Annotated in this window: 19 protein-coding genes and 10 tRNA genes; 20 read left to right on the top strand and 9 right to left on the bottom strand. The window is 42.2% G+C overall.

Annotated features, from left to right (window positions below):
- Positions 1-24: 24 nt before the first annotated feature.
- Positions 25-1,377 carry a hypothetical protein gene (locus AC5EUN_RS11955; protein ID WP_058952140.1) on the top strand — a complete coding sequence of 451 codons (1,353 nt, stop codon included), beginning with the start codon at positions 25-27 and terminating at the stop codon, positions 1,375-1,377.
- 57 nt (positions 1,378-1,434) lie between these two features.
- On the opposite strand, the gene AC5EUN_RS11950 is transcribed toward AC5EUN_RS11955, so the two are convergent.
- The 4 genes from AC5EUN_RS11950 to AC5EUN_RS11935 all read right to left on the bottom strand — a co-directional run bounded on the left by AC5EUN_RS11950 (position 1,435) and on the right by AC5EUN_RS11935 (position 8,198).
- On the bottom strand, positions 1,435-3,153 hold the full coding sequence (locus AC5EUN_RS11950) for a proline--tRNA ligase (protein WP_159153531.1): 1,719 nt from the start codon (positions 3,151-3,153) through the stop codon (positions 1,435-1,437).
- A 95-nt stretch (positions 3,154-3,248) separates the two neighbouring features.
- On the bottom strand, positions 3,249-6,353 hold the full coding sequence (locus AC5EUN_RS11945) for an efflux RND transporter permease subunit (protein ID WP_159153530.1): 3,105 nt from the start codon (positions 6,351-6,353) through the stop codon (positions 3,249-3,251).
- Positions 6,354-6,374: 21 nt separating this feature from the next.
- A complete protein-coding gene (locus AC5EUN_RS11940) occupies positions 6,375-7,502 on the bottom strand; it encodes an efflux RND transporter periplasmic adaptor subunit (RefSeq protein WP_159153529.1) in 1,128 nt (375 codons plus the stop codon).
- A 57-nt stretch (positions 7,503-7,559) separates the two neighbouring features.
- Positions 7,560-8,198, bottom strand: coding sequence for a hypothetical protein (locus AC5EUN_RS11935; protein WP_087010454.1), 639 nt, complete (start codon positions 8,196-8,198; stop codon positions 7,560-7,562).
- Between the two features lie 280 nt (positions 8,199-8,478).
- Between AC5EUN_RS11935 and pilG the strand changes: the two genes are divergently transcribed.
- From pilG to AC5EUN_RS11905, 6 genes are all read left to right on the top strand, one after another.
- Positions 8,479-8,862, top strand: coding sequence for a twitching motility response regulator PilG (gene pilG, locus AC5EUN_RS11930; protein WP_004694493.1), 384 nt, complete (start codon positions 8,479-8,481; stop codon positions 8,860-8,862).
- 27 nt (positions 8,863-8,889) lie between these two features.
- Positions 8,890-9,258 (top strand): response regulator, encoded by a 369-nt coding sequence (locus AC5EUN_RS11925; RefSeq protein WP_004694491.1) that lies wholly within the window; start codon positions 8,890-8,892, stop codon positions 9,256-9,258.
- Between the two features lie 5 nt (positions 9,259-9,263).
- Complete coding sequence (locus tag AC5EUN_RS11920; protein WP_004694490.1) at positions 9,264-9,800, top strand: chemotaxis protein CheW; 537 nt, start codon at positions 9,264-9,266, stop codon at positions 9,798-9,800.
- A 50-nt stretch (positions 9,801-9,850) separates the two neighbouring features.
- Positions 9,851-11,923, top strand: a complete 2,073-nt coding sequence (locus AC5EUN_RS11915) for a methyl-accepting chemotaxis protein (protein WP_005399922.1) — start codon at positions 9,851-9,853, stop codon at positions 11,921-11,923.
- A 164-nt stretch (positions 11,924-12,087) separates the two neighbouring features.
- Positions 12,088-16,566, top strand: a complete 4,479-nt coding sequence (locus tag AC5EUN_RS11910) for a hybrid sensor histidine kinase/response regulator (protein WP_159153528.1) — start codon at positions 12,088-12,090, stop codon at positions 16,564-16,566.
- Between the two features lie 4 nt (positions 16,567-16,570).
- Positions 16,571-17,026, top strand: coding sequence for a hypothetical protein (locus AC5EUN_RS11905; protein WP_159153527.1), 456 nt, complete (start codon positions 16,571-16,573; stop codon positions 17,024-17,026).
- 66 nt (positions 17,027-17,092) lie between these two features.
- Here AC5EUN_RS11905 and dapE read toward each other — a convergent pair whose 3' ends face one another.
- The 3 genes from dapE to AC5EUN_RS11890 form a co-directional block, all read right to left on the bottom strand.
- Positions 17,093-18,226: a succinyl-diaminopimelate desuccinylase gene (gene dapE, locus AC5EUN_RS11900; RefSeq protein ID WP_026056444.1), complete on the bottom strand. Its 1,134-nt coding sequence runs from the start codon at positions 18,224-18,226 to the stop codon at positions 17,093-17,095.
- Positions 18,227-18,344: 118 nt separating this feature from the next.
- A complete protein-coding gene (locus tag AC5EUN_RS11895; protein WP_126035781.1) occupies positions 18,345-18,491 on the bottom strand; it encodes an entericidin A/B family lipoprotein in 147 nt (48 codons plus the stop codon).
- A 156-nt stretch (positions 18,492-18,647) separates the two neighbouring features.
- Positions 18,648-19,526, bottom strand: coding sequence for a DUF1853 family protein (locus AC5EUN_RS11890; RefSeq protein WP_159153526.1), 879 nt, complete (start codon positions 19,524-19,526; stop codon positions 18,648-18,650).
- A gap of 97 nt (positions 19,527-19,623) precedes the next feature.
- On the opposite strand from AC5EUN_RS11890, the gene AC5EUN_RS11885 reads away from it, so the two are divergent.
- The 13 genes from AC5EUN_RS11885 to AC5EUN_RS11825 all read left to right on the top strand — a co-directional run bounded on the left by AC5EUN_RS11885 (position 19,624) and on the right by AC5EUN_RS11825 (position 22,526).
- A complete protein-coding gene (locus AC5EUN_RS11885; RefSeq protein ID WP_148826485.1) occupies positions 19,624-20,016 on the top strand; it encodes a YbaN family protein in 393 nt (130 codons plus the stop codon).
- Positions 20,016-20,519 (top strand): cell wall-recycling L,D-carboxypeptidase ElsL, encoded by a 504-nt coding sequence (gene elsL, locus AC5EUN_RS11880; RefSeq protein ID WP_159153525.1) that lies wholly within the window; start codon positions 20,016-20,018, stop codon positions 20,517-20,519. Before AC5EUN_RS11885 ends, elsL begins: the two co-directional genes overlap by 1 nt.
- Positions 20,520-20,825: 306 nt before the next feature.
- A tRNA-Val gene (locus AC5EUN_RS11875) sits at positions 20,826-20,901 on the top strand.
- Positions 20,902-20,926: 25 nt separating this feature from the next.
- A tRNA-Asp gene (locus AC5EUN_RS11870) sits at positions 20,927-21,003 on the top strand.
- A gap of 49 nt (positions 21,004-21,052) precedes the next feature.
- Positions 21,053-21,129: transfer RNA gene (locus tag AC5EUN_RS11865), tRNA-Asp, on the top strand.
- Positions 21,130-21,150: 21 nt separating this feature from the next.
- Positions 21,151-21,226: transfer RNA gene (locus AC5EUN_RS11860), tRNA-Val, on the top strand.
- Positions 21,227-21,239: 13 nt separating this feature from the next.
- Positions 21,240-21,316, top strand: a tRNA-Asp gene (locus tag AC5EUN_RS11855).
- A 68-nt stretch (positions 21,317-21,384) separates the two neighbouring features.
- Positions 21,385-21,460: transfer RNA gene (locus AC5EUN_RS11850), tRNA-Val, on the top strand.
- A gap of 11 nt (positions 21,461-21,471) precedes the next feature.
- A tRNA-Asp gene (locus AC5EUN_RS11845) sits at positions 21,472-21,548 on the top strand.
- Between the two features lie 64 nt (positions 21,549-21,612).
- Positions 21,613-21,688: transfer RNA gene (locus tag AC5EUN_RS11840), tRNA-Val, on the top strand.
- A gap of 50 nt (positions 21,689-21,738) precedes the next feature.
- Positions 21,739-21,815: transfer RNA gene (locus AC5EUN_RS11835), tRNA-Asp, on the top strand.
- 88 nt (positions 21,816-21,903) lie between these two features.
- Positions 21,904-21,979: transfer RNA gene (locus AC5EUN_RS11830), tRNA-Val, on the top strand.
- Positions 21,980-22,064: 85 nt separating this feature from the next.
- Entirely contained in the window at positions 22,065-22,526 is a 462-nt protein-coding gene (locus AC5EUN_RS11825) for a DUF2750 domain-containing protein (RefSeq protein WP_493352362.1), read from the top strand.
- Between the two features lie 17 nt (positions 22,527-22,543).
- Here the strand turns inward: AC5EUN_RS11825 and AC5EUN_RS11820 are convergent, their stop codons facing one another.
- Positions 22,544-23,323 carry a YdcF family protein gene (locus AC5EUN_RS11820; protein ID WP_159153524.1) on the bottom strand — a complete coding sequence of 260 codons (780 nt, stop codon included), beginning with the start codon at positions 23,321-23,323 and terminating at the stop codon, positions 22,544-22,546.
- Positions 23,324-23,417: 94 nt separating this feature from the next.
- On the bottom strand, positions 23,418-26,084 hold the full coding sequence (locus AC5EUN_RS11815; RefSeq protein WP_159153523.1) for a PepSY domain-containing protein: 2,667 nt from the start codon (positions 26,082-26,084) through the stop codon (positions 23,418-23,420).
- Positions 26,085-26,111: the final 27 nt, after the last annotated feature.

Below are 26,111 nucleotides of genomic sequence, written 5' to 3'. Positions count from 1 at the left end.
AAAGGATGACAAGGAATAAATAAAATGAATAAGTCTTTAATTTCAATTCTAATCACAGCGACATTAGGCTTGAGTCAAAGTTATGCGATGACCGCTTTAAATGACGAGGAGTTGTCAGAAGTCGAAGGTCAGTCTTTGATGAACCTAGAGTTTCAGCAGGGGACAAATACAACCGATGCACAAGGGAAAACATATAATCAATCAAACATTGGTTTTTATAAGTTGGCCCTAAGTGCGGAATTGGAGCTGAATGCCAATATTAAAAAGCTTCAATTGGGATGTGGTGGCGACAATAATTCAATTCGAGCCAACAGTTGTGATATTGATATCGATCATATTTCTTTAAGTGGACTACCTGATGATGCGAACTATACATCGGATCAGCGTGCAGCAACTTCGGCATTAATCACAAATCCATTTATTCAGTTTGCCATTAAAAATCCGACTTCAGCCGCAACACGTGAAGTACTTGGTTTTCGTGTCAGTGCTGAAAAGATTAAAGGTTTGATGACATTAGGTACCAATAATGATGTAGATGCAAATAATAATGCGATACCTAATGGAATTAATACCTTTAGTGGATATATGAAAACCAAAACTGCATCTGGTACTGCAGTGACAGCAGCTCGTAGCATGACCTTTGCAGATACAGGATTAACTATGAATGGTATTGTGCAAGGACGATTACTCGGAAGTAGTTCTGGGACAACTTGTGTCAGTGGTTCTTTAGACCCTTGTTATGATATTTCATATACGTCTGATACTTATAATTTAAATCTATCTTCAACTACAGCGCCTTTTACGATTAATTCGACAGTTGTGTCGGGGACTCGAATGAAGGATGTAACTTTAAAAGGGACGGGTACTGTTGGGAAAATTGATTTTAGTGGACAATTAACAGCTAAAGTACTCGGTTTTTTAAACTTAGATAAACAGGTGTCCGGCAATATTACTGGGCTTAAAACAGATATCACTGTGAACCAAAGTTTAGGCTTAATTCACGCATTGTATTTAAACAACCCAGCATCATTATCCTTGCAGTCCCAAGATATTTTATGGACGGGTGCTGCGGTTGGTGCGAATAAAGGTTGGTGGCTGGCAATGGAAGATGAAGTCGAACTGGGTAGCTTAAGCCCAACGACCAAAGTGGCAATTACCAATGAAGTCTTAAAACAAACCATTGCGGGTATTAATAAAGATCTAACGGACAATCCTCGAAATTGCGGTAATCTTTTAACAGGATGTGTCGGTGGTTCTGCCTTAGTTGTTGGGAATGTTCCAATGAATACGACGACTTTGGATTTTCCACTGACCAATTTAAGCTTACAAGGGCAAAACTTTAGATCAAACTGTTACGGTGGTTTAAAATTCTGCTAATTAAATTTTCATAAAAAATCCCGCGATATACGCGGGATTTTTTTAATCTAAAATGAATTATTTTGCAATTTTCGCCAATAACTCTTCTTTAGAAATGTTTACAGATTCAGCATCACGACGGCCTTTATATTCAAAAGTACCAGCATCTAAGCCTTTCTCACCAATCACAATACGGTGAGGAATACCTGTAAGCTCAAGGTCTGAGAATTTCACGCCTGGACGTTCGTTACGATCATCCAGTAAAACATCATAACCTGCTGTCGTAAGTTCAGCGTACAGTGCTTCAGCTGCTTCCAAAGTGCGTGGAGACTTATGTGCATTCATCGGCACAATGGCAACTTCAAACGGTGCAATTGCCATAGGCCAAATAATGCCTTTTTCGTCAAAGTTTTGCTCAATTGCAGAGGCAACTACACGTGTTACACCAATACCGTAACAACCCATGGTTACCGTAAATGGCTTACCATCTTCACCTAAAACTTTACAACCCAAAGCTTCTGAATACTTTTGACCCAGTTGGAAAATATGCCCAACTTCGATACCACGTTTAATTTGCAGCGTACCTTTACCGTCTGGAGACGGATCACCCTCAACCACATTACGTAAGTCATAAACTTCGGTGAACTGCGCATCACGTTCCCAGTTTAGACCAGTCACGTGTTTATCAACCTCATTTGCACCCGCAACAAAGTCAGACAGTACCGATGCAGCACGGTCGACAATGACCGTTAAGCCTTTTTCTATCAAGCCTTGTGGTCCACAGAAACCAGCGGTTAAACCCAGTGCAGCAAGTTGTTCTTCTGTTGCAAAAGTTAATGGTGATGCAATGCGCGGATGCTTCTCGGCTTTAATTTCATTTAGCTCATGATCGCCACGTAAGAACAATGCCACTACCGGTGTTGCTTGGCCTTCTTCGGCTGCAATACCTTGCACTAACAAGGCTTTGACAGAGTGTGCAGGATCAGATTTCAAGAAGTTAGAGACATCAGCAATGGTTTTTTGATTTGGTGTGTCGACAACTTCCAAAGCTTTGGTTGGCGCTGCACGTTCACCGACTAAAACGGCCTCTGCCATTTCAATATTTGCCGCATAGTCAGATTCAGTCGAGAAGGCGATATCATCTTCACCACTTGATGCTAATACGTGGAATTCATGTGAGCCTGAACCACCAATTGAACCTGTATCTGCTTGTACTGGACGGAAATCTAAACCTAAACGGCTAAAGATTTTGCAGTACGCGCCATACATGATGTCATAGGTTTCTTGCAGTGATTCTTGGTTTGCGTGGAAAGAATAAGCATCTTTCATGATAAATTCACGTGAACGCATTACACCGAAACGTGGACGAATTTCATCACGGAATTTGGTTTGTACTTGATAGAAGTTTGCAGGCAATTGTTTATAGCTTTTGAGTTCATTGCGCGCAAGATCGGTAATAACTTCTTCATGTGTAGGACCAAGTACGAAAGGGTTGCCATGGCGGTCTTTAAAACGAAGCAATTCAGGGCCGTATTGAACATATCGACCAGATTCTTCCCATAAAGACGCTGGCTGAGTTACGGGCATCAGGACTTCGAGTGAACCCGCATTGTTCATTTCTTCATGAACGATCGCTGCAACTTTATTTAATACGCGAACGCCCATCGGCAGCCAAGTATATAAACCTGAAGCCAATTTACGAATCATCCCAGCACGCAGCATTAGTTGATGTGAAATCACTTCTGCGTCATTTGGGGTTTCTCTTAACGTTGCAAATAAAAAGCGACTCGCGCGCATGGAAACTGTCCTAAAATTTTAAACTTTGAAAGTCAAAGATTATACGATAAAAAATGAGGAGGCATGTCGACACCACCTCAGAAAAATGTTGATTATTATGACATGATTTTACGTACTTGACGCAGCATAAAGTTCTTAAAGTCATCTAAATAGGTGAAGATCACAGGAACCACCACCAAGGTCAGTAGTGTCGATGTAATGACACCGCCGATCACTGCATGTGCCATCGGTGCGCTTTGTTCACCTCCTTCACCTAGTCCTAAAGCCAGGGGCACCATGCCCATCACCATGGCACTAGTAGTCATCAAAATAGGGCGTAGACGTGTTTTACCCGCATCAATAATCGCTTGATAACGATCAACGCCGTGATCCATGGCTTTTTTAATGAAATCGATCAATAGAATTGCATTCTTGGTTACCAGACCCATCAACATGATAATGCCAATAATGGAAAACAAGTTCATTGTGGAGTTAAATAAGAAGAGCGTTAAGAACACCCCAATCAATGATAGAGGGAGGGAAGCCATAATCGCCGCAGGGTGAATAAAACTATTAAACTGTGAACCTAGCACAATATAAATAAACACAATCGATAAGGTGATAGCGGTCATGGCATAGCCTGCGGATTCAGCCATGTCTTTGTTTGAACCTTGTGTGTCAAAGCTATAACCTGCTGGAAGGTCAAAGTTGTCTTCAATTTTTTTAATATCTGCACCAATATCACCTGCAGGTCGACCAGCAGTGTTGGCCTCGACTAAGACTTCCCGTGCTAGATCGCGACGATTAATCTGCGATGCCCCCAGACTTTGCTCTAAATGCGCAACACTAGAAAGGGGAATCAATAAAGCTTGACCATTGGCATCCGTTTTTTGCGATGTGAGGTAAAGGTTTTGTACATCACTAGGTAAGCTCCGCGCATTTTCAGTTAAGCGTAGGTTAACGTCATAGGTTTCACCTTTGTCGTCTTGCCATGTGGTGACATCATCGCCTGCAATCAATGGACGAATGACATTGGCAATTTGGTTGACCGATAGCCCTAAATCGCTGGCTAAGACCCGATTAATATGCACGCCTAAAGTCGGTTTAGGGGCTTTAAGTGAGCTTTCTAAGTCAACGATGCCTTTGACTTGCGCAATTTCTGCCATAAAGCGGTCTGAAATTTTTTGCAATTCGGCTAAGTCTGGACCTTTGATGGAAATCATCACGGGCTTTTGTCCGCCCGATACCGTTTCATCTGCGGAGGCAATTGAGGTCACGGTAATGCCACCCACTTGTTGTAGGTGTTGACGGAACTCATTGTTTAAGTCGGTTAAGCTTTTCTTGCGTTCTGTACGTGGTGTAACTGTTACGCGAATACTGACATGGTTTTTACCACGATCCGTAACGCCATTAATCACCGCATAAGTTGCTCGAACGTCAGGGTGCTGCTGAATAATTTTATCGACTTGCAGCAGTTTGGCTTGTGAATATTCCAAAGAGGCATCGACGGGTGTTTCGAACTTAATCCGAATCTCACCTTTATCTGGAATAGGGACAAACTCTGTTCCAATCAGTTTAGATAAGCCTAATGCACCGAATAGAGAGGCCACTGCAATCATGAGGGTGATGAATCGGAAGCGCAGAGCAAGCTTGAGTAGTTTCTCATAGCCATGGCTGAGATTATCTAGTTTGCCAGAAATCCAATTAAAGAAACGTTTGACTCGATTGGGTGGCTTATGTGGATTATGCTTTTCAGCCCAATGTGCAGATAGCATTGGATCTAAAGTAAAGCTGACAAACATCGAGATCAGCACAGCGGTACTGACGGTTACGCCAAATTGATAGAAAAAGCGACCGATAATACCGCCCATAAATGCCACAGGTAAGAACACCGCAACAATCGTTAAGGTAGTGGCTAAAACAGCGAGTCCAATTTCTTTGGTCCCATCAAGGGCTGCTGTGACAGGGTCTTTGCCCATGTCTGCATGTCGAACAATATTTTCACGTACCACAATCGCATCATCAATCAGTAGACCAATACTGAGTGATAGTGCCAGTAAGGTCATCATATTGATGCTAAAGCCAAAGATCCAAATAAACGTCAGAGTGCCAAGGAGGGCAATCGGCAAGGTCATGCCTGTAATGGCGGTGGAACGGAATGAGCCTAAAAACAGCAGGACAATCAAAACGGCAAGAGCTGCACCTTCAATAATGGTACGTGCAACATCGGTGATGCTGTTACGAATGCCTTTGGATGAATCTACCACGACTTTTGCTGTGGTGCCTTCAGGTAACTGTTTTTGAATATCTGCTAAGGTCTCATAAGCACCATCGACCACGTCAATCACATTTGAATCGGAACTGCGTAAAATATCAATCGCAACTGCGGTTTTACCGTCTAAATAGGCACTTGACTCAAGTTCGGCTTGGCTGTCTGAAATGCTTGCAACTTGGCGTAAATAAATCGGTACACCATTTTTATTGGCAATCACCAAATCGCCGAAGGCTAAAGGATGAATCACTTTAGACTTGATCTCGACCACAAGTTCACTGTTACCATGTTTCAACGTTCCACCCGGAACCTCGACATTTTCAGCTTTTAGCGTGTTGATGATCTGGTCAATACCAATCCCAAAACTTTGTAATTTGTGGGGTTCAATCTGTATGCGAATTTGTCGCTTGGCATCACCCAATAAGTTGACTGTCCCGACACCAGAAACGGTTCTAAACTGCGGAACGATGCGCTGATCCAAATAAGAACTGAGCTCTTTCAGTGACATGTTTTGTGATTCAAATACAATTGACATCACGGCATTGGCAGAAGGGTCATAACGTTCAACAATCGGGTCTTGAATTTCGTCTCGAAATTCAGCGGTGACTGGTGCAATTTTATCGCGGACATCTTGTGCGGCTATGGCGGAAGAAACATCGAGATCAAACTCAGCAATAATGGTCGATAAGCCTTCGCTAGACTGAGAAATGACCTGTTTTAAACCTGAAATGGTATTGATTTGGTCTTCCATTTTCTTGGTGATTTCAGACTCCACTGTTTCAGGGGATGCTCCTGGATAGGTGGTATAAACCACAACGAAGGGGAAGTCGACGTCAGGGAACTCCTCAACTCCCATTCTTTGCCAAGAGGCTAAGCCTAAAACCATCAGGCAAAACATCATCATGATGGTAAAAACAGGATATTTCACACTAATACGGGTTAACCACATAGCAACAACCTTTTCTTATTTTTATGGATTGATTGTCACCATTTGATGCAAATCTTTTTCATTAAACTTTATACGGCTGATACGGTCGCCGGCTTTTAGTCCCTGTACTACAGCGCTGTTGTTGCTATAGCGTTGTTCCAAGACTTTTATGTGAACACGTTCAATTTTATTGTGGCGAATCACCCAAACATAAGGCGAATTTTGTATATTTTGAATGGTATCAAGCGGGATGATTTGGCCTGTGATGGACTGTGAACCAAGAATGTCACCCTCCACAAAGGTCCCAATACTCAATGAATTAATACTTTCAATTGGCTGAGCAAAGAACTCAATTTGACGGCTTAAGGGGTCTGCAATCGGGGAAATACGAGTAAGCTTGGCTGTCAGTTTTTGGGGATTGCCTTGCAGCCGATATTCAATTTTTTCTCCCAAACTTAAAGCGGCTTGTAGATCACTTGGAATTTTGGCCTGTATTTCTAAATGACTCGGGTCAATGATTTCAAATAGGGTTTGTCCTGCGGATACTGTTTGTCCAGGTTCCACCTGACGTTGAGTAATAACCCCTGAAATCGGGCTTAAAATAGTGCCATCGCGATCCGCTTTTTCGGCAATATCAACATTGGCTTGTTGCGCACGTACATTTTCTAATTGAGCTTGATAGTCTACAAGGCTTTGTTCATATTCCACTTTAGAAATAAAGCCCTGATCGAGTAAACGTTTTTTTCTTTGAACCATGCTTTTTGCAAGATTGGCTTGGGCTTGGGTTGATGCAAGATTGGCTTGAGCTTGGGCAAGCCGCGCAGCATTATCTTGATTATTCAATCGAACCAGTACTTGGCCTTTTTGAACGGCTTGTCCAACTTGAACTGAAACTGCGGTTGCTGTCGCTGTCACTTGAGCCTGAATGGAACTTTGGTTGACGGCGCGAATAGTACCAGTAAAGGCGGTACGTTGGATAGAAGGCCCTTCTTGGAACTGAACCAAGTCTTCTGCGATCAGCTCGATTTTAGCTGTAGACGAAGTAGGAGCTGTGGCCTCGTCTTGTTTTTGGCAGGCAGAGAGGAGTAAGCACAAACACAGCGGACTGAGTTTAAAAATAGGGAGCACTTGGCGGCTTAATTTAGTTTTTATACATGGTGCAGCCTGCATTGAGTCAAATCCTTTGGTCTAGCGGCGAAAGTCAGCACACTGTAAATAAGACGCAGATTATTCAAGTGTTTTTAAACGAGCAATAATTCTGTCGTATTCAGCCTTGGTATTACGATAGTGACTTTGTAACGATTGTATTTGCTCTTTTTTCATCACAATATTTTTGGAATTATAATCAATCATATCTTGGAGCGGTTTCGGATTGCTTTTGCCTTTACGCATGTTCTCTTTTTCTTGGCGTAAGAATCCAATGCGGTCATTCTGTAATTGTTTTAATTCATCTTGCTGAAACTTAATCTGTTTTAAGATATAGGAAAGGGCAGTATTGCGTTTTTGAGTGGCGACTTGGCTGTTGGTATAAGCACGTTTTAATTTAAGATCTGACTCGCGTTGCTTGGCTGCTGCTGCACGTTGTGGCGCATATTGCGCATCTTTTTCTGCGTTGTATGGACGTGCTCGTTGAATCACTTGCATGTTGCTATCGAGTGCTTCATAACCATAACGAATATGGTTGGGGGTGACACTACTACTGACGTTCGCGATGCCTTTACTGTCGTAATATCGATACCAGACCGCTTTAGGTGGATCGGCCATAATCGAGATGGTCTGCAAACTTAGCAAAGCCAGCAAAATGACTTTCGCAGTCATCCTTTTTTTCACGATCAAAGCAAGTTTGTGATTAAACTCCCTAAGCATCGATACCCCCAGTTTAAAGTTGACTAAATTACTTATTTACAAGCAATAAATAGTGCTATATTAGTCCTAAATTTAGGAATAAAAAATATAATCAGTCAAAAAAAAATCGACGGGTATAGGAAAGTGTGAAGCCGTTCTTAAAAAGAAGATGAAGTGTGGTTTTATGCGGAAACTGTTCGTTGAAAATATAAGTAAATATATGTTAAAAGTGTACGTAACTTGTAAAGCGTCTACGAATCTGTTTCTACAAACATTCTAAAAATGGGAAGGGTCATATTAAATGGACGATAAATTCCAGAATCTAAAAGTAATGGTCATTGATGATTCAAAAACCATTCGTCGTACAGCCGAAACATTATTACAACGCGAAGGTTGTGAAGTGGTGACTGCCGTCGATGGTTTTGACGCATTGTCAAAAATTGCTCAAGCCAATCCTGATATCGTATTTGTCGACATTATGATGCCACGACTAGATGGTTATCAAACGTGTGCATTAATCAAAAATTCACAAAATTATCAAAATATTCCTGTCGTGATGCTCTCTAGCAAAGATGGTCTATTTGACCAAGCCAAAGGGCGTGTTGTTGGTTCAGATGAATATTTAACAAAGCCGTTTAGTAAAGATGAATTATTAAATGCGATTCGTAATCACGTCTCAGCATAAATAATATAAGTGTAATTGGGGAAAATTATGGCGCGTATTTTAATTGTGGATGACTCACCTACAGAGACATTCCGCTTTAAAGAAATTTTGGGGAAACATGGTTTTGAAGTGATTGAAGCGTCGAATGGTGCCGATGGTGTAACCATGGCTCAAGCTGAACTTCCTGATCTTGTGTTGATGGATGTGGTGATGCCAGGCGTTAATGGCTTCCAAGCAACCCGTCAAATTGCGCGTGGCGCAACAACAAAACACATTCCCGTAGTGATCGTCAGTACTAAAGATCAGGCTACAGACCGTGTATGGGGTAAGCGTCAAGGTGCGTGTGATTATTTAACTAAGCCTGTTGATGAAAACCAACTGATTGATGTGATTAAGCAACACCTGAACGCAGGATAAGCTCTATGGCAGCAAATGGATTTATCGAATTACTTCGACTTGCTAAACGTGGTAATAAAAACTACGTTTCAAACGAAAATGAGGTAAACCGCTGGTCGGGCATTGCTTTTGAGATGATGGGGCAATATTTCGTTGCGCCATTAGGTGAAGTTGCAGAAGTAATTTATCCTCCGAAATATACCTTAGTGCCAAATACTCAGCCTTGGGTTGTGGGTTTGGCCAATATTCGAGGACGTTTACTTTCTGTTGCCGATTTAGCGCACTATGTATCAGGGCATCGCAGTGCGTATTCACCAACTCAAAAAGTACTCTGTATTAGTCACAATGACCACTATGTCGGTTTAGTTGTAGATCAGGTTCTGGGGATTCAGCACTTTAATAAGAAAAGTTTCTTTTCTAAACATGAAGATTTAGATCGGAATTTAAAAGAATATTGCCAAGGGTATTTTCACCAACACAACCAACAATGGCATGTTTTCTTATTCAGTCGCTTATTAGACAATCCAAAGTATATGAACGCATCTATAAAATTTATAAATTAATATCATTGTCGCGCGCGAAATTATAAGGGCGTAAATCGGGGAGAAGCTGCATGGGCTTTAAACTTAAAAAGAAAAATACGGATGGAAGCAGTAACCGCTCAGGTGGAAATGCTTTAGTAGCAAAACTTCAATCACAGACGGAACAGTTTTCACGTGTATTTGGTGATAGTGAAAAGTCCAAGCCATTAATTTTGGGTGCGGCATTTTGTATCGTACTGGCAATTTTCTTACTGTTGTACCTATTCTATAGTGTACCTCGAAATAACGAATTCACCCGTAGCTTGGGTGATTTACGTCTTTTATCACAAACGATTTCGCGTCAGGCAACTGAAGCAACAGCATCAGGTACGCCTGAAGCTATTAAAAAACTGACAGAATCACAAAAGTCTTTTGCTGAAAATTTAGAAACAGTAAAAGATATTCACGCGAGCACAGACGCACTGCGTGAAGTAGATGCACAGTGGAAAAAAGTTTCTGAAAATATTGATTTAATTGCTTCACAACAAAAAATCATTAACCAACTCTACGATACCAACATTGCGATTAGTGAAAGTATTCCGGGGATTCAGGCCGAATACAACTTAATGGTTGACCAAATGGCACGTCAAAATGTGCCAGCCAACCAAGTCGTAATTGCAAAAAACCAAGTATTCATTGCGGAACGTATTTTACGTTCAATTGGTTCGGTATTAACCGGTTCAGACAACTCGCGTGAATCTGCGGATGACTTTAGCTCAGATACAGAAACCTTCGCGTCATACTTAAACGCACAGTTAAATGGCAGTGCAGACTTGGGTGTAGAGCGTATTAATGACCCTGAAATGCGTGACTCTTTAACCAGTATTCAATCTGAATATGATGATGTACTGAAGTCAGCAGCAGCAACCGTCTTAAAGAACTCATCACAAATCGTTAAAGTACGCCAAGCGTCATCATCGATTTTTGAACAGTCGGATGCTTTGTTAAGCAATTTAAATAAATTATCTGGTGGTACAGGTTTAGCGATTGCAATTCCTGCCTTAGGTCTAATTCTAGCCCTGATTGCCTTCTTATTCTGTGTATTTAAATTACTTGTACTTCGTGGCGAATCAGATAAAAAACGTGTATCTCGTCTACAAGATGAATATGACCGTAACCAAAACGCGATTTTACGTTTACTGGATGAGATTGCCGATCTTGCAGATGGTGACTTGCGTTCATATGCTACGGTATCTGAAGACTTCACGGGTGCAATTGCCGACTCGATTAACTTCGCAATTGACCAATTGCGTGACCTTGTATCGCGTATTACTGAAACCTCTCAAGAGGTTGCACAATATACGGCAAGTACGCAGGGGATTACCAACCAGTTAGCCGAAGCATCTGAACACCAAGCGCAAGAAATTGCGGGTGCATCTGCCGCGATTAACGAAATGGCAATGTCAATTGACCAAGTATCTTCAAACGCTGAAGAATCAGCGGTAGTAGCAGAACGTTCAGTAAAAATTGCTGCAAATGGCGCGAACGTTGTAAACCGTTCAATTGAAGGTATGGATATCATTCGTGAGCAGATTCAAGAAACCTCTAAACGTATTAAACGTTTGGGTGAATCTTCGCAAGAGATTGGTAACATCGTTGCCTTGATTAACGATATTGCCGACCAAACGAACATCTTGGCTTTAAACGCAGCGATCCAAGCATCGATGGCAGGTGAAGCAGGTCGTGGTTTCGCCGTGGTCGCGGATGAGGTACAGCGCCTTGCAGAGCGTTCAGCTTCAGCAACCAAGCAGATTGAAACACTGGTAAAAACCATTCAGACCGACACCAACGAAGCTGTAATTTCGATGGAACAAACCACGTCTGAGGTTGTACGTGGTGCGAACTTATCTAAGGATGCGGGTGTTGCACTGGATGAGATTCAAAACGTATCGGGTAATTTGGCGAAATTGATTGCAAACATTTCGGATGCAGCAAAGCTACAATCCGCATCTGCAGGTCATATTGCAACTACGATGAATGTCGTACAAGAAATTACCTCACAAACCACCACTGCGACTTTCGATACAGCCCGTTCAGTCTCTGAACTTGCGAACATGGCGGAAGCGTTACGTGAGTCTGTAACAGACTTTAAACTGCCTGATTAAGCACTTGCTTTGGGGAGGGTATGCTGCTCATCGCTTGAGTGGCATACCAGAATCAGGATACACATCAACCCAATTAGCTTGAGCAAAAAGACTGGTTTGGGATGATGGTTATAATGAAGTTTATGCACCTTTTTGGGTAGCTGACAACGCAAGAAGCCTTAGCTATGAAAGAAATATTAAAACATTTAGTTGAAACGACAACGCTTCCGGAAGATAGTTATCTAGATCAAGATGCAGAAATTCTTGAAATTTTTGTTGAAGAAATTGAAGAAATCTTCGTTGAGTTAGATCCATTATTTGAAAAGTGGTACGCTGAACCGACACATCAAGAAACCTTGTTGAGCATACGTCGTCACTTCCATACCTTAAAAGGTTCTGGTCGTATGGTGGGGGCAAAGTCAGCAGGTGAAACGGCGTGGGCAGTTGAAGACACCTTAAACCGTGTGATTTCAGGGGCTGTACCGCTTACAGCAACGGTTCAAAAATTTGCTAAAACAGTATTCAAACTGTTTCAATTTAAACTGTATCCTATATTCAAAGCGGTACAGGAAATTGATCTTGATCTTCGTCCATTGGTTTTAATTGGACAACAATTACAACAAAATCAAAGTTTAGAACCTGCTCTAGAAGAGTTGCTACAACTGTCTAATCATCTAAATAGTAATGATGTCGTGACGGGATTAGAGCTGAGCGATATTGAAGTGGTTGACTCTGAGCCACAAGTTGCAGACGTTTCTGAGCAGGATGATCAAGTGCATGATGTCCTAGAAGAAACTTTAGCGATCTTCATTGAAGAGGCGGAAGATCATTTAGCGACTATCGACCACTTCTTAAATGCAGATGAAGCCAAAGTACAAGATTACAATGGTTTAATCCGTGCTTTACATACATTGCGCGGTAGTTCGTCTATGGCGCAAATTGAGCATGTCTTTAATGCCAGCTCAAAAGTCGAAAATCTATTTAAAACCTTGGTTCAAGAAGAGATCGTTTCTACCTCGAAGGAAATCTCTTTACTCACTCAATATGCTGAATTTGTACGTGACTATTTACACGTGCTTGGGCGTGGTACGAACGAACAGCTTGACGTGATTTACGCCACGTTCACTACGGCTTGGGATAACTATGGTTTCAGTATTGAAGACGTAGCTGATGAGCTAAACCCACAAGGTATGGTCTCGAAGCTGATCGAGTTAAATATTGACCTGTTGCTTGATGCCGAGTTTGAGTTTGATCAGCGTGCTAAGGTTGAATATCCAGACTATATTCAGCACTTAGGTGAACAAGCAAAACAATTGCTGGAATTCACCAATAACCGTGCTGCTCAAGGAATTCATGATTTTACTTTTGAGCTATATGCAGGTTATCAAGCCTTACTGGAAAAGCCTGAATTACTCAATGTAGATTATGCATACGAGTTATTTGGTCAGGCACATCAAGAATTTATCCATTTATTTGACACTTTAGCTGCGGGTCAGCGTGTAATTCTGACTGAAGAAGTGCATAAAGTTCTGAATGAATTAATGGCCTTCGTACAGCAAGATGTTGAATCGACTTCGACGACGGTAACTGAACCTGTTGCTGAGGCTATTGTTTCTAGAAATACTTTACAACCAAGCCTTGATCTTGCGCAGATTTCGCAGCAAATTGCATCGGATCATCAGTACAAGCAATCGAATACGGCCAATACCAATTTTGATGATGATTTGCTTGATATCTTCTTGGAAGAAGCTGAAGAATTATTGATGGGGATGGATCAGGATCTTAATACTTGGTCTAAAAATGGCAATGATACCGCGGCACTCAATAATTTAATGCGTTATTTGCACACCTTAAAAGGTGGTGCCAATATGATTTCTGCACCTTTTATTGGTTCGATTGCGCACGAATTAGAGTCTATTTATGAGCGTGTGATTCGTCAGCAAATAGCTACAACGCCACAGTTGATCAGCATCATTCGCTTAGTACAGGATGACGTCGCAGACCGAATTCAGGTCATTCGTACGGAGAAGGTTGATTATCCAGCAACAGCGACTATCAATGTACTGCATAACATTCAGAGCTTGGTTGAGGGTACGACTGTTACAACTACAGCATCCGAGCGTTTAGTTGAAGCGTTTGTTGCGGCAGTTGAAGAACCTTTATCTAATATAGATAGAACGATTGAAGCTGAGGCAGCTGCGGTTGAGTCAGCAACTGCAATTGAAGAGCCGCGTGTAGTTGAGAACACGGACGTTACAGTCGTTGAACAGCTGGATACTCCGTCACTTGTCCAAGAAGAAGCAGTCAGCGCTGTTGAAGAAGCAGCTAGTCTTTTATCAATTGTTGAAGAAACCTTCTTGGAAGAAGCTGAAGAAATTTTAGCGACTACGGATGGCTTACTGAAACAGTGGACTGAACAACGAAGTGACCGTAGTGTGTTACTACAATTGCAACGTGCCGCGCACAGCTTAAAAGGCGGCGCGCGTATGGCGGAGAATGAACCCGTTGGTGCGATTGCTTATGAACTAGAAACCACATTTGAGCAATTTGCTGTACATAATTTCAGTTCAAACGTGTATGACCCATTATTGCAAACCGCATTTGAATGGTTAAAACAAGCCATCTTCAAACGTGATTTTAGTAATTATGATGGTTTGAAAAATAGCTTAGCATCTATTGATTATGTGGATGTGATTGCGCAATTACCGACGCGTGTAACTCAAATTGATTTACTCAATGCGGTACCAAGTTTTGAGTTTGTGCAGGGTGATGGTACTGAGCCGCCAGCAATGCTGGGTGAGTGGAAAGAAACGACTCACTTGGATGGCGGTAATGAGATGATCCGTATCTCAGCTGATTTGGTTGAAAAAATGATCGACCTATCAGGTGAAAATGCAATTAACCGTTCACGTATTGAAATGGATTTAGGTCAACTCGGCAATACGTTGAACGAGATGGAGCTTGCAATTAAGCGTTTGGCGGATCAGTTACGTCGAATGGAAGGTGAGCTTGAGAGTCAAATTATTGCGAAACATGGTTCTGAAAACTCGCGCTATGCAGACTTTGACCCCTTGGAGATGGACCAATATTCATCGCTCAATCAATTGTCCAAATCCTTAGCAGAATCGGCTTCGGATTTGGTCGACTTCAAGAGCACTTTGGCTGAAAAAATTCGTGATGCAGAAGGCTTGTTATTACAACAATCCCGTATTCAAGCGGAGATTCAAGAAAGCTTAATGCGGACACGTTTGGTGCCGTTCTCACGTATGTTGCCGCGTTTACAACGTATTGTGCGTCAGACCGCCTCAACCTTGAACCGTCCAACGGAATTGGTCGTTCATAACACTGAAGGTGAGTTAGACCGTACGATTCTTGAACGTTTGGTAACACCATTTGAGCATATGCTACGTAACGCAATCGACCACGGTATTGAAGATACGGAACAACGTAGCGCTGCGAAAAAATCAGCGACAGGTCAAATTGAACTGAACATTAGTCGTCAAGGTACAGACGTTATCGTCAGTTTTAAAGATGATGGTAAGGGTATTGATGAAAGCACGATTAAAGCGAAAGCGCTAAATTTAGGTTTAATTAAAGCCGATCAAGTGCTAGATAAACAGGAAATCTTACAGTTTATTTTCCATCCGGGTTTCAGTACGGCCAAAGAAGTGACGCAAATTTCTGGACGTGGTGTCGGTCTTGATGTGGTGCAAAGTGAAATTAAAGCACTGGGTGGACATGTCACGGTTGAATCGGAAATTGGACTGGGCACGACCTTCATTATTCGTGTACCAACTACGGTAGCGGTGAGTGATGCCTTGATGGTAAAAGCCGGTGATCAACAATATGCGATTCCATTGGCGCAGATTGATCGTATTGTGCGTATTGCTCCAACAGCACTGGATCACTATTTCCACAGCAAAGATGACCAATTCAAAATTGATGGTGTGAGTTATAAACTGCGCTATTTATCTGAGTTTTTATCCAATCAGCCGATTCCACGTTTGAGTAATATTGGACATTCATTGCCGGTGTTGTTGATTAAAGGCAACAGTGGACAAACCATTGCATTATTGGTCGATCAGCTGATTGGTTCACGTGCGCAAATTGTAGTGAAGCCAGTTGGACAACAGTTTGCCAGCATTGGTGCAATTGCGGGTGCAACGATCTTGGGTGATGGTCATGTATGTTTGATTTTAGATGGTCAGAACATTGCACGTCAGATTTTAAGTACCAAGCGTGTAACGCATGCAGCTGATCATCGTGACTTTGGTCGTCATCAGGATACGCGTCGTTTAGTGATGATTGTGGATGACTCGGTAACGGTTCGTAAGGTCACATCGCGCTTATTAGAGCGCCAAGGCTTTGATATTGTGACAGCAAAAGACGGTGTCGATGCGATGGAGCAGCTTGAGAGTGTTAAACCAGACTTGATGTTGCTGGATATTGAAATGCCACGTATGGATGGTTTCGAAGTAACGAACTTGGTTCGTCACCACGAAATTCACCAGAACTTGCCGATTATTATGATTACATCGCGTACGGGTGAAAAACACCGTGAACGTGCTTTCAGCTTGGGTGTGACACACTACATGGGCAAACCGTTCCAAGAGGCAGAATTACTTGCCAACATTCAGCAGTTATTGGCTGAAAAGCAGGGGTAAATAAATGAATGCAAATGTTTCAAAGAGCATGAATGAGCAAATCAGTCAGCAAGAATTGCAATACCTGATTACGGTATCAACAGGTTTTATTGATGCTTATATCATTGAATGTCATGGTAAAACCCCCATGCTCTTGCCACAAAATATTGTACTTTCAGCGCTCGACAGTGATACGCAAGTGAAAACGGTGGAATGGCATGATCTTCATCTGCCTGTTTATGCCATCAACCGTCCAGACCAAACGGAAGGTGTGGCGCTGGTGATTGAAGGGGATGATGCTTCTCAGCGCTTTGCTTTGATGTGTAATGAAATGCCGAAATCAATTCGTTTGCGTATTTCTGAAATTCTTGATGATGAAAGCCCTGTGAATGATCCCACCATTTTTCAGCTGGTGCGTATGGGGGATGAGACTTACCACGTACCGAATTTAAATAAAATTCAGGCGAGTTTAGGTCTTTAAGCTTAAGTTTGAATGTAATAAAAAAAGGAACTCAACTGAGTTCCTTTTTTATGTGAGTTTGAATGCTTATGCCAAAAGGCCTTCTAAAATTTGTTCGTAAATTTCAGCAAGTGGTTCAAGATCAGCGACATTCACATGCTCATCAATTTGATGGATGCTGGCATTGAGAACACCAAGTTCAAGTACTTGAGCACCTGTAGGAGCAATAAAGCGACCATCAGATGTTCCGCCTGAAGTTGAAAGCTCAGTTTCTACACCAGTCACATTACGAATAGCATTTTTAGCCGCATTCACCAACTCACCCACTGGCGTCAGGAATGGTAAGCCTGAATGTGTCCATTTAATGTCGTAGACTAAACCATGACGATCCAAAATTTCTAAAACACGTGCTTTTAATTCTTCAGCGGTCAATTCAGTTGAATAACGGAAGTTGAAAGTCACGGTCATGGTGCCTGGAACGACATTGGTTGCCCCTGTACCAGCTTGAATATTTGACACTTGGAAAGACGTCGCAGGGAAGTATTCGTTGCCTTGATCCCAAACCGTATCACAAAGTTCAGCAACAGCTTTAGAGGCCATGTGAATTGGGTTAATGGCTAAATGTGGATAAGCCACGTGACCTTGTTTTCCTTTGACTGTCAGTACTGCATTGAGTGAACCACGACGACCATTTTTAACAATATCACCCAGTTGATGGGTACTTGAAGGTTCACCCACCAAACACCACTTCATTTTTTCATTACGGGCTTCGAGTGTTTCGATCACTTTGACCGTGCCATTGATCGATGGGCCTTCTTCATCTGATGTGATGAGGAACGCGATTGAGCCTTTATGATTTGGGTGTTTTGCAACAAAGCGCTCAGAAGCAACCACCATTGCAGCCAAGGCCGTTTTCATGTCTGCACTGCCACGACCATAAAGCTTGCCATCACGAATTTCAGGGGCAAATGGGTCTGAGTTCCAAGCATCTAAATTACCTGTAGGAACGACATCGGTGTGACCCGCAAAGCAGAATACAGGTGCTTCAGTGCCTTTTCGTGCCCATAGGTTATCAACATCATCAAAGCGCATAGACTCAATGTTGAAACCAATTTTTTTTAAGCGTTCAGCCATAATATTTTGACAGTTGTGGTCCACAGGTGTAACCGATGGCTGACGTAAAAGTTGGAGGCTTAAATCGAGAGTAGCAGAAGAGGTCATGCGCATTTCAAAGTCAATAAAACAGTCGGCACTATAATAGGCGATTAATCTCTGGAATGCGAAACTTAGCAATAAAAAAACCTTATCAATTGATAAGGTTTTGAAGTGCAGATATTAATTACTTGCGGATTTCATCTTGGGTTTTTTCAGCGGTATTTGATACAGCATTACCTGCTGAAGAGACATCTTCACCAATACCTTTGACGGTATTACAGCCGGCTAAAACAAAAAGCATAACTAATGAACTAGCAATAATTTTCTTCATTTCATTCTCCAAAATTTTGGTATTGTCATCAAATGATTTTGTTCTGATGTTTTTAAAGATTAAAAAATAAACACTTTAAACAATAGCATCGTTTTACAGGAGATGAGTAAGCGTATGTTGCGTTATGTATTTTTGTATAAAGTAACTTCTGCAAAATCAAGTTAAAATCAAATTTGGATTTCGGTACATATAAAACTGATTGTTTTGATTTTGTAAGTACAGTCCATTGGTCCACCAATATGCATTTTGGCTGCTGACTTCAGCATTCGGGCAAATCCATTCTTGACGTTGTAGGCGATAGTAATTTAAGTCGGCCTTTGGAATGATGTTACCCCAATTGCCTAGTCGACGGTCTGGATTGAGCCAATCGGGAAGGGAGTATTGATTTAAAGCATCAACTGCCGTGAAACCATTTCTTAGAGGGAGAAAGAGTTGCCCCTTTAAAACGGCAAAGCGCGTTTGAATGTCTGTGTCTAAAGCTTGCTGGAATTGAAACTGTTTATGGGTAAAGTGTTTTAGTTTTCGGTTTAAAGTATCAGTACGATTCAACCCATACCATGTGGTTAAGCTTAGATCTGTTTCACCTAAATAATATTTCAACGCGACTTCCCAATGCTCGACTTGATTGGTTTCGGTATTTTTAATTAAAAAGTCCAGTTCACCCGTAGTACGTGCACCATCAATGATTTGGATACTATGACCCAATAATTCATAAGCATGATAGTGATGATCCAGTAACCAAAACCACATGAACATTTCAAAGCGCAGACCCAGACGGGTACTTTTCAGTTGAGCCATAAAGTCTTCAAGTTCTTTCGGGTTTTGATCAAGCTGTTTAAGGCGAGGTAAATAGGTTTGAAAGTGCTGTTGCCAGATTTGTGAGGGATGAAAATGAAAAGCATGTTGTATATCGAGCTCTAACGGCAATGCAGATAAAATGTTTGGACTTGCTACAGCAAAAGCCAACTGGCGAAGCAATGGATGTTTGAATTGGAGCCAAGGTTCGAACAACTGATGCTGTGAAATGAGATGCATGTGAGTGCCTTAAAAAAGAAGCTAAATATGCAGAAGGACAACGGATAAAATTAAAAAACACTTTATACTACCGCAATTCGGTGCTCAGGAAAGTGGTATGAAAACGTTGTTTTGGCGTTGTTTAGTGGTGATCTTTGTCATCCTAGGCTTTATCGGTGCACTGTTGCCGGGTATGCCAACAACTGTTTTTCTGATCTTGGCCGCTTGGGCTGCATCTAAAGGTTGGCCACAAATGGATGCTTGGTTACTCAACCATCCTAAATATGGTGCAACGTTAAGAGCATGGCGTGCCAATGGAACTGTACCACGTAAAGCGAAATGGTTTGCCAGTATCATGATGTTGATCAGTGGACTGATCATGCTACTGACCAATGCACCATTTTTAGTGAAATTATTTACCAATACCACCATGCTGCTTGTCGCAATATGGTTATGGTTACGTCCAGAACCAAATACTGTAATAGATAAAAAACAAATAGAGGACAACTGATGTCTTATGTAATTGCTGATGCAGACGTCTTGATTGATCTGGCTGAACAGACTTTAACGCTGCCTAAAAAGAATAAATTTTATCTGATCTCGTCAGGAAAAAATGGCATTGGCGAAACTGAAAATAGTGGTAAAACGCCGCGAGGCTGGCATCTGGTTGCTGAGAAGCATGGTGCTGAGCAACCTCAAAATGCCGTTTTTATTGCTCGAAAGCCTACAGGTGAAGTTTACGATACCAATTTAGCCAAGCAGTTTCCTGAGCGGGACTGGATTTTGTCTCGGATTTTATGGTTGAGTGGTTTAGAAGAAGGCTTCAATCGCGGGGAAGGCTGCGATACCTATCAACGTTATATCTATATTCATGGAACACCAGATAGTGAACCAATGGGGATGCCGATGTCACATGGCTGTATTCGTATGCGTAATACGGATGTCATAGAGTTATTTGAACTAATTGATTGCAATGCACTGGTTTATATTTCCGAACATAAACTTGAAATCTAAAAATAGCTGTTAAAAAATGTGCAAAGTTATTTTATTGAGTATTCAACGCTGTAATTTAAAATATGAATATTTAGTAGAAGAAGGGGATTAATCATAGAAAATGTGTATTTTTGGGAAAAGAAATTTAGCGAATAATCATTTTAATTTTCGCAAATATGTTAAATAACATACAGAAAATACTTGTTTTTATACCATTTGACCTATTTTTTAATCACTCGATTGCAAAAAAGCGAAAACAAGCCGAAAAGCGTTTGACAGCCTGTAAAGATTCTCTATAATGCACCTCACAAACGATAAAGACGTTAAGGGCGCTTAGCTCAGTTGGTAGAGCGTCTGCCTTACAAGCAGAATGTCGGCGGTTCGATCCCGTCAGCGCCCACCAAGCCTTTACGTTAAAGATCTTACGTGCAGCGGTAGTTCAGTTGGTTAGAATACCGGCCTGTCACGCCGGGGGTCGCGGGTTCGAGCCCCGTCCGCTGCGCCACTTAAGATTTTTAATATTGTTTGTACCACATTAGTGACTTTGTGTAAGTGCAGCGGTAGTTCAGTTGGTTAGAATACCGGCCTGTCACGCCGGGGGTCGCGGGTTCGAGCCCCGTCCGCTGCGCCATTTATACAGAATCCTTAATGAGGGCGCTTAGCTCAGTTGGTAGAGCGTCTGCCTTACAAGCAGAATGTCGGCGGTTCGATCCCGTCAGCGCCCACCAGATTTTTTGCGATGCAGCGGTAGTTCAGTTGGTTAGAATACCGGCCTGTCACGCCGGGGGTCGCGGGTTCGAGCCCCGTCCGCTGCGCCATTCAAAGAATCGATTAAATTTAAGTTCCTGAGCTTAAGTTTAAAAACTAAGACTGACAATCTTAATCAGGGCGCTTAGCTCAGTTGGTAGAGCGTCTGCCTTACAAGCAGAATGTCGGCGGTTCGATCCCGTCAGCGCCCACCATATTTTACGACGCAGCGGTAGTTCAGTTGGTTAGAATACCGGCCTGTCACGCCGGGGGTCGCGGGTTCGAGCCCCGTCCGCTGCGCCATTTAAAATATAAATTTAAGTCCCTGAGCTTAAATTTGAAAACTAAGACTGACAATCTTAAATCAGGGCGCTTAGCTCAGTTGGTAGAGCGTCTGCCTTACAAGCAGAATGTCGGCGGTTCGATCCCGTCAGCGCCCACCATATTCAAGCTGTAAAGCTTAATGACCCTAATTGCATTCGCAATTACCGTTGCAGCGGTAGTTCAGTTGGTTAGAATACCGGCCTGTCACGCCGGGGGTCGCGGGTTCGAGCCCCGTCCGCTGCGCCATTTTCTAGATCCCTTGTGCTAGTAAATGGAATCAAGCAAGATTTCTTTCTTGCATCATAAAAATAGCGACGCTATTTTTATTTCTCAAGGGCGCTTAGCTCAGTTGGTAGAGCGTCTGCCTTACAAGCAGAATGTCGGCGGTTCGATCCCGTCAGCGCCCACCATATTCCCTTATCGTAAAAGCCTTGCTTATCTCAAGCTGTTTTCATACACTTCTGTGCAATAATAATTTTAAAATATGACAGATTTATGAGAAACCCATATCAACGCAAAGCTGCGTCTAAAAATCAAAATATTGCTTACGATCCTCTTGAAATCTATCGTCTTTTTATCGAAACTATCGTGCATCAAGGCCATGTTATTGCCTTATATCAAGATGGCTGGGCTTTATGTGCTACGCCAACCGGTCAACGTTCCTTTGCGATGTGGCAGAGTAAAGGTTTAGCACAGCTTTTGGTGAAAGATAATTGGGCGGGCTACGAAATCCAGAGTATTGGTCTTAGCGATTTAGTCGAAAAAGTGATTCCATTCTTACGTTTAGAAAAAACCACGGTCTCGATGAATTTAAGCCCAGAAGGGCAGAATGTCTTGGTTGCACCAGAAAAATTATTATTAGATATCAAAAACTATTTATATCAATTTTCAATGCAGAAGCCTGAATTATTTAAACAATTACAATTACCGTCGCCACGGACAATCCGTCTTCATTAATTCATGAGGATTTCATTTTAGTATTCATTGAGTAGCCAACCACTCCAATATGCAAAATACTCACGTAACCATGCATTATAGCGAGTGGCAAGAGGTGTCTGAGCGCTGATCATGATTGGTGTTTGATAACCCTGACGTATGGCTATAGCGCGGCTACGTGGAATATGAAAATCGCTGGTCACAATAGCAATCGGTTGCTGGATAGAAATATGCTGTTTGGCTAAAATCTTTTTACTATTGATCAGATTTAACTCAGTGCTGGTGCTTTGATCTTCGGTGTAAATACGCTGTGCTGGGATATGGTGTACATCAATCAGATACTGCCGCATTGCTTCAGCTTCACTATTTTTTTGCTGAAAGGAGAGGCCGCCACTGACGACCATAATGCTGTTGGGATGTAGCTTGGCATAGCTTGCCGCTTGATCTAAACGGCTGGCCAATGTTGGACTCGGTTTGCCATGTTTCAGACCACTGCCAAGAACTACAATAGCGGGTGCAGCGACATGAGGGGTATTTTGTTGATTTGAAAACCCTAAAAAGACGAAGAAAATGACTAAGCTAAAAACCCAAACAAAGAAAATCGCCCAAGCCCAACGCCATATTGATTGTCTGATTGTAGTGGTTTGAATATAGGCGATAAGTTTAGGATAAGCCAGTGCATAAATGATTAGACCTAGTCCAATCAATAAGGGCAAGAGGGTGCCAAAATTAAAGCGTAGTTGTAAAACAAAATACAAGCCGTCTGCGAACAGTAATGACCCGATAATAAAACTAATGACTCTTTTTGATTTTTGCATATAGGCTTGTGGGTTATCGTTTGCATGATTCTAGCAAATTTACGCATGAAAAAACCGAGCGCTGTGGCTCGGTTTTTTCATTTAGACTTAGTGTTTAGTAAACATCGCGACGATAACGACCTTCTTGACGGAGTTGATCTAATTTTTCTTCGCCTAAGATTTCAATTAGGGCAGCATCGACATCGCTCGCCATACCATTAATGCTACCGCAGACATAAATTACGGCACCATTTTCAACCCATGTTTTAAGCTCAGTGGCTTGTTCACGCAGTTTATGGTGTACATAGACTTTCTCTGCCTGATCTCGCGAGAACGCTAAATCTAAGCGTTGTAGCATGCCTGTGGTTTGCCACGCTTCAATCGTACTTTGATAGAAGAAATCATGTTCACGTTGACGCTCACCAAAGATCAACCAGTTTTGCGTATAGTCTAGGCGGGTACGTGCATGGAGTAGACTCATTAAACCAGCGATACCTGTACCGTTCCCAATACAAATGATAGGACGGTTGTCATTGATCAAATGGAATGATTCATTAGTACGAATACGTAGTGCGATAGGTTGCTGAAGCTCGGCATGTTGGGTTAACCAACCAGAACCTAAGCCCAGTTCACCTGCTGAATCTTGCTGTTGGCGCACGACTAAACGTAACACTTGTTGAGTCGGTACACTTGCAATTGAGTATTCACGTGTAGGTAAAGGGCTCAACTGTTCCAGTAAATGTTCCAAATTGGCAAAAGGCTCAATCTCTGTGTTGAGGTTTTTATCCCAAAGCGCTTGCTCAATGGAAATGGCTAAAGACTCAACGATGCTCTGTGCTGCAATGTGATGCTTTTGCATAAAGGCTTGGATACGTGCTGTGCTGTTACCTGGTTGAACTTCAGCAATATCACCCGCTTGCCATGTTGCATCGAAGTTGGTTTTTAGCTCAATATTATAAGCATGTGCTCCGACACTATTTGGATTGAGTACTTCACGTTGTGCCAAATTCCATTGATCAAAGGTTTTGTAAATGTTCATGGCTTGAAGCTCAAGTTTGGTTGCAGAGGCAAGAGCACTGTTCCAACGTTGAATATCATTGTTATCTGCGTTGTTGACTTCAATCGTTTCAAACAAAGCATGTGCGCCATTGGCTTTTAACCAACTATCAATGCGATGTCCAAAACTACAATAGGAGTCAGGATATTCTTGAGAGCCTAAAGCCAAAACGGCATAGTGAAGGTGTGACAAATCCAAAGTTGTATTTAAAAATTTCTTTTCAAAACTACTGGCTAAGTCAGGTGCTTCACCCGTGCCATAAGTACTTGCAACAAAAAGCACTTGTTCGGCAGCTTTTAAGTCACCTTGCGTTAAGTGTTGCACAGCCTTAACACTTACAGGTTGTCTTGCTTCTTGTAAGCTGGTTGCAGTACGCCAAGCGATTTGTTCAGAAACACCCGTTTGTGTTGCATAAGCAATGAGCCATGGTTTCGCATGTGGATCAACTGGAACATTCAACGCTCCACCACGGGCTTGCTGGGTGAGTTTCTTCTGCTTACGACGTTTTAGATACAGCATCCAACCGGTTACAAAGAACAGTGGCATCATCAGTGATGCAAACATGGCAAAGAATTGATAAATTGGGCCAAAGAAGCTACCACGGTGTACAGGAAGCATACTGCTGATGATTTTTTCATTCAGCTTCTTCTGCTCATACAACTCCATTTTTTCAATTTTTGCAGTTTGATAGTTGAAGACCGCTGAGTTTCTCGCCCGCTCATGCTGTGGAATTGCATCTACAAATGAAAGCTCAAGTGTACCATCAGGCTTTTTCGGAATATTTAGGGTCAGGGTTGAATAGTCTCGACCAACTTGTGCGTTAAATCCTGTCCATGTTTGGGTTAAAGCAATTTGCACTTGTTCAGGAGATAAGCCTTTACGCTCACCATGTTGTTCGCCTTGGCCACGTTCGCCACGTGCAGTGTGCTCACCTTGTGGGCCGCCACGACCTTGCTCACGTGATTCGCCACCACGAGCACCAGCCTGTTCGCCACGTGGGCCTTGAGCTGCACCAGCATTTGGACGGGCTCCTTCTTGCATTTGGGCTTGTGGGCGTTCAACGCCGAGGACTTTAAACATGCCATTGCGCCACCAATCATAAGACCAGTACAGTCCTGTACAGGCCAAGATCAGATAAAAAATCACCACCCAAGTACCAACAACAGCATGCAAATCCCAAATGAAGTTGCGTCCTTTCAATTTAGGTTTAATAAAAAACCATTGTTTGATGGAATGATGTTTGGGCCAACGTAAGTACAGGCCACTCAATACAAAGAAAATAAGCATGAGGGTACAAGCGCCAGTAATTTGTTTACCGACAGGACCGACAGTTAAATTACGGTGCAACTGTTGAATAAAGTTAAAAAACTCACGGCCTTTAACTTCGGGTAGGACTTCAGCAGTATACGGGTTCACCATCATGTTATAACCACGACGTGCGCCTTCTTTCTCGATATTGACCGTACTTGAAGTGGTTGACTCTTGAGCAATCGTAATACTATTGATTTTGATGGCAGGATCTTGTTTTTGGAAATGTAGATACAGCTCAGCAGGGGTTAATTTATTGTTTTGTGTTGCTTGAACGGTATAGCTATCTGGGTTCATCCATTTTAAGATTTGTTGTTCATAAGAATAGATGGCCCCTGTGACGCCCATAAGCGACAGGATAAGACCCGCAGTGATTCCCAAAAACCAATGCACTTGGAAAAATGTTTTTTTAAACATGGCGATACTTAATGGTGAGCGATTTGT

It is taken from the genome of Acinetobacter sp. CAU_H_S170_2 (assembly GCF_058890445.1).
Note: the sequence above shows the minus strand (reverse complement) of the source record. Positions and strands in the feature narration are given on the sequence as shown.

Coding starts and splice junctions, on each gene's coding strand:
- AC5EUN_RS11825 (WP_493352362.1), top strand. CDS start 22,065: ATGAGAAACCCATATCAACGCAAAGCTGCGTCTAAAAATCAAAATATT.
- AC5EUN_RS11885 (WP_148826485.1), top strand. CDS start 19,624: ATGAAAACGTTGTTTTGGCGTTGTTTAGTGGTGATCTTTGTCATCCTA.
- AC5EUN_RS11910 (WP_159153528.1), top strand. CDS start 12,088: ATGAAAGAAATATTAAAACATTTAGTTGAAACGACAACGCTTCCGGAA.
- dapE (WP_026056444.1), bottom strand. CDS start 18,226: ATGACCTCTTCTGCTACTCTCGATTTAAGCCTCCAACTTTTACGTCAG.
- AC5EUN_RS11915 (WP_005399922.1), top strand. CDS start 9,851: ATGGGCTTTAAACTTAAAAAGAAAAATACGGATGGAAGCAGTAACCGC.
- AC5EUN_RS11940 (WP_159153529.1), bottom strand. CDS start 7,502: ATGCAGGCTGCACCATGTATAAAAACTAAATTAAGCCGCCAAGTGCTC.
- AC5EUN_RS11890 (WP_159153526.1), bottom strand. CDS start 19,526: ATGCATCTCATTTCACAGCATCAGTTGTTCGAACCTTGGCTCCAATTC.
- AC5EUN_RS11955 (WP_058952140.1), top strand. CDS start 25: ATGAATAAGTCTTTAATTTCAATTCTAATCACAGCGACATTAGGCTTG.
- AC5EUN_RS11905 (WP_159153527.1), top strand. CDS start 16,571: ATGAATGCAAATGTTTCAAAGAGCATGAATGAGCAAATCAGTCAGCAA.
- AC5EUN_RS11895 (WP_126035781.1), bottom strand. CDS start 18,491: ATGAAGAAAATTATTGCTAGTTCATTAGTTATGCTTTTTGTTTTAGCC.
- pilG (WP_004694493.1), top strand. CDS start 8,479: ATGGACGATAAATTCCAGAATCTAAAAGTAATGGTCATTGATGATTCA.
- elsL (WP_159153525.1), top strand. CDS start 20,016: ATGTCTTATGTAATTGCTGATGCAGACGTCTTGATTGATCTGGCTGAA.
- AC5EUN_RS11935 (WP_087010454.1), bottom strand. CDS start 8,198: ATGCTTAGGGAGTTTAATCACAAACTTGCTTTGATCGTGAAAAAAAGG.
- AC5EUN_RS11820 (WP_159153524.1), bottom strand. CDS start 23,323: ATGCAAAAATCAAAAAGAGTCATTAGTTTTATTATCGGGTCATTACTG.
- AC5EUN_RS11815 (WP_159153523.1), bottom strand. CDS start 26,084: ATGTTTAAAAAAACATTTTTCCAAGTGCATTGGTTTTTGGGAATCACT.
- AC5EUN_RS11950 (WP_159153531.1), bottom strand. CDS start 3,153: ATGCGCGCGAGTCGCTTTTTATTTGCAACGTTAAGAGAAACCCCAAAT.
- AC5EUN_RS11925 (WP_004694491.1), top strand. CDS start 8,890: ATGGCGCGTATTTTAATTGTGGATGACTCACCTACAGAGACATTCCGC.
- AC5EUN_RS11920 (WP_004694490.1), top strand. CDS start 9,264: ATGGCAGCAAATGGATTTATCGAATTACTTCGACTTGCTAAACGTGGT.
- AC5EUN_RS11945 (WP_159153530.1), bottom strand. CDS start 6,353: ATGTGGTTAACCCGTATTAGTGTGAAATATCCTGTTTTTACCATCATG.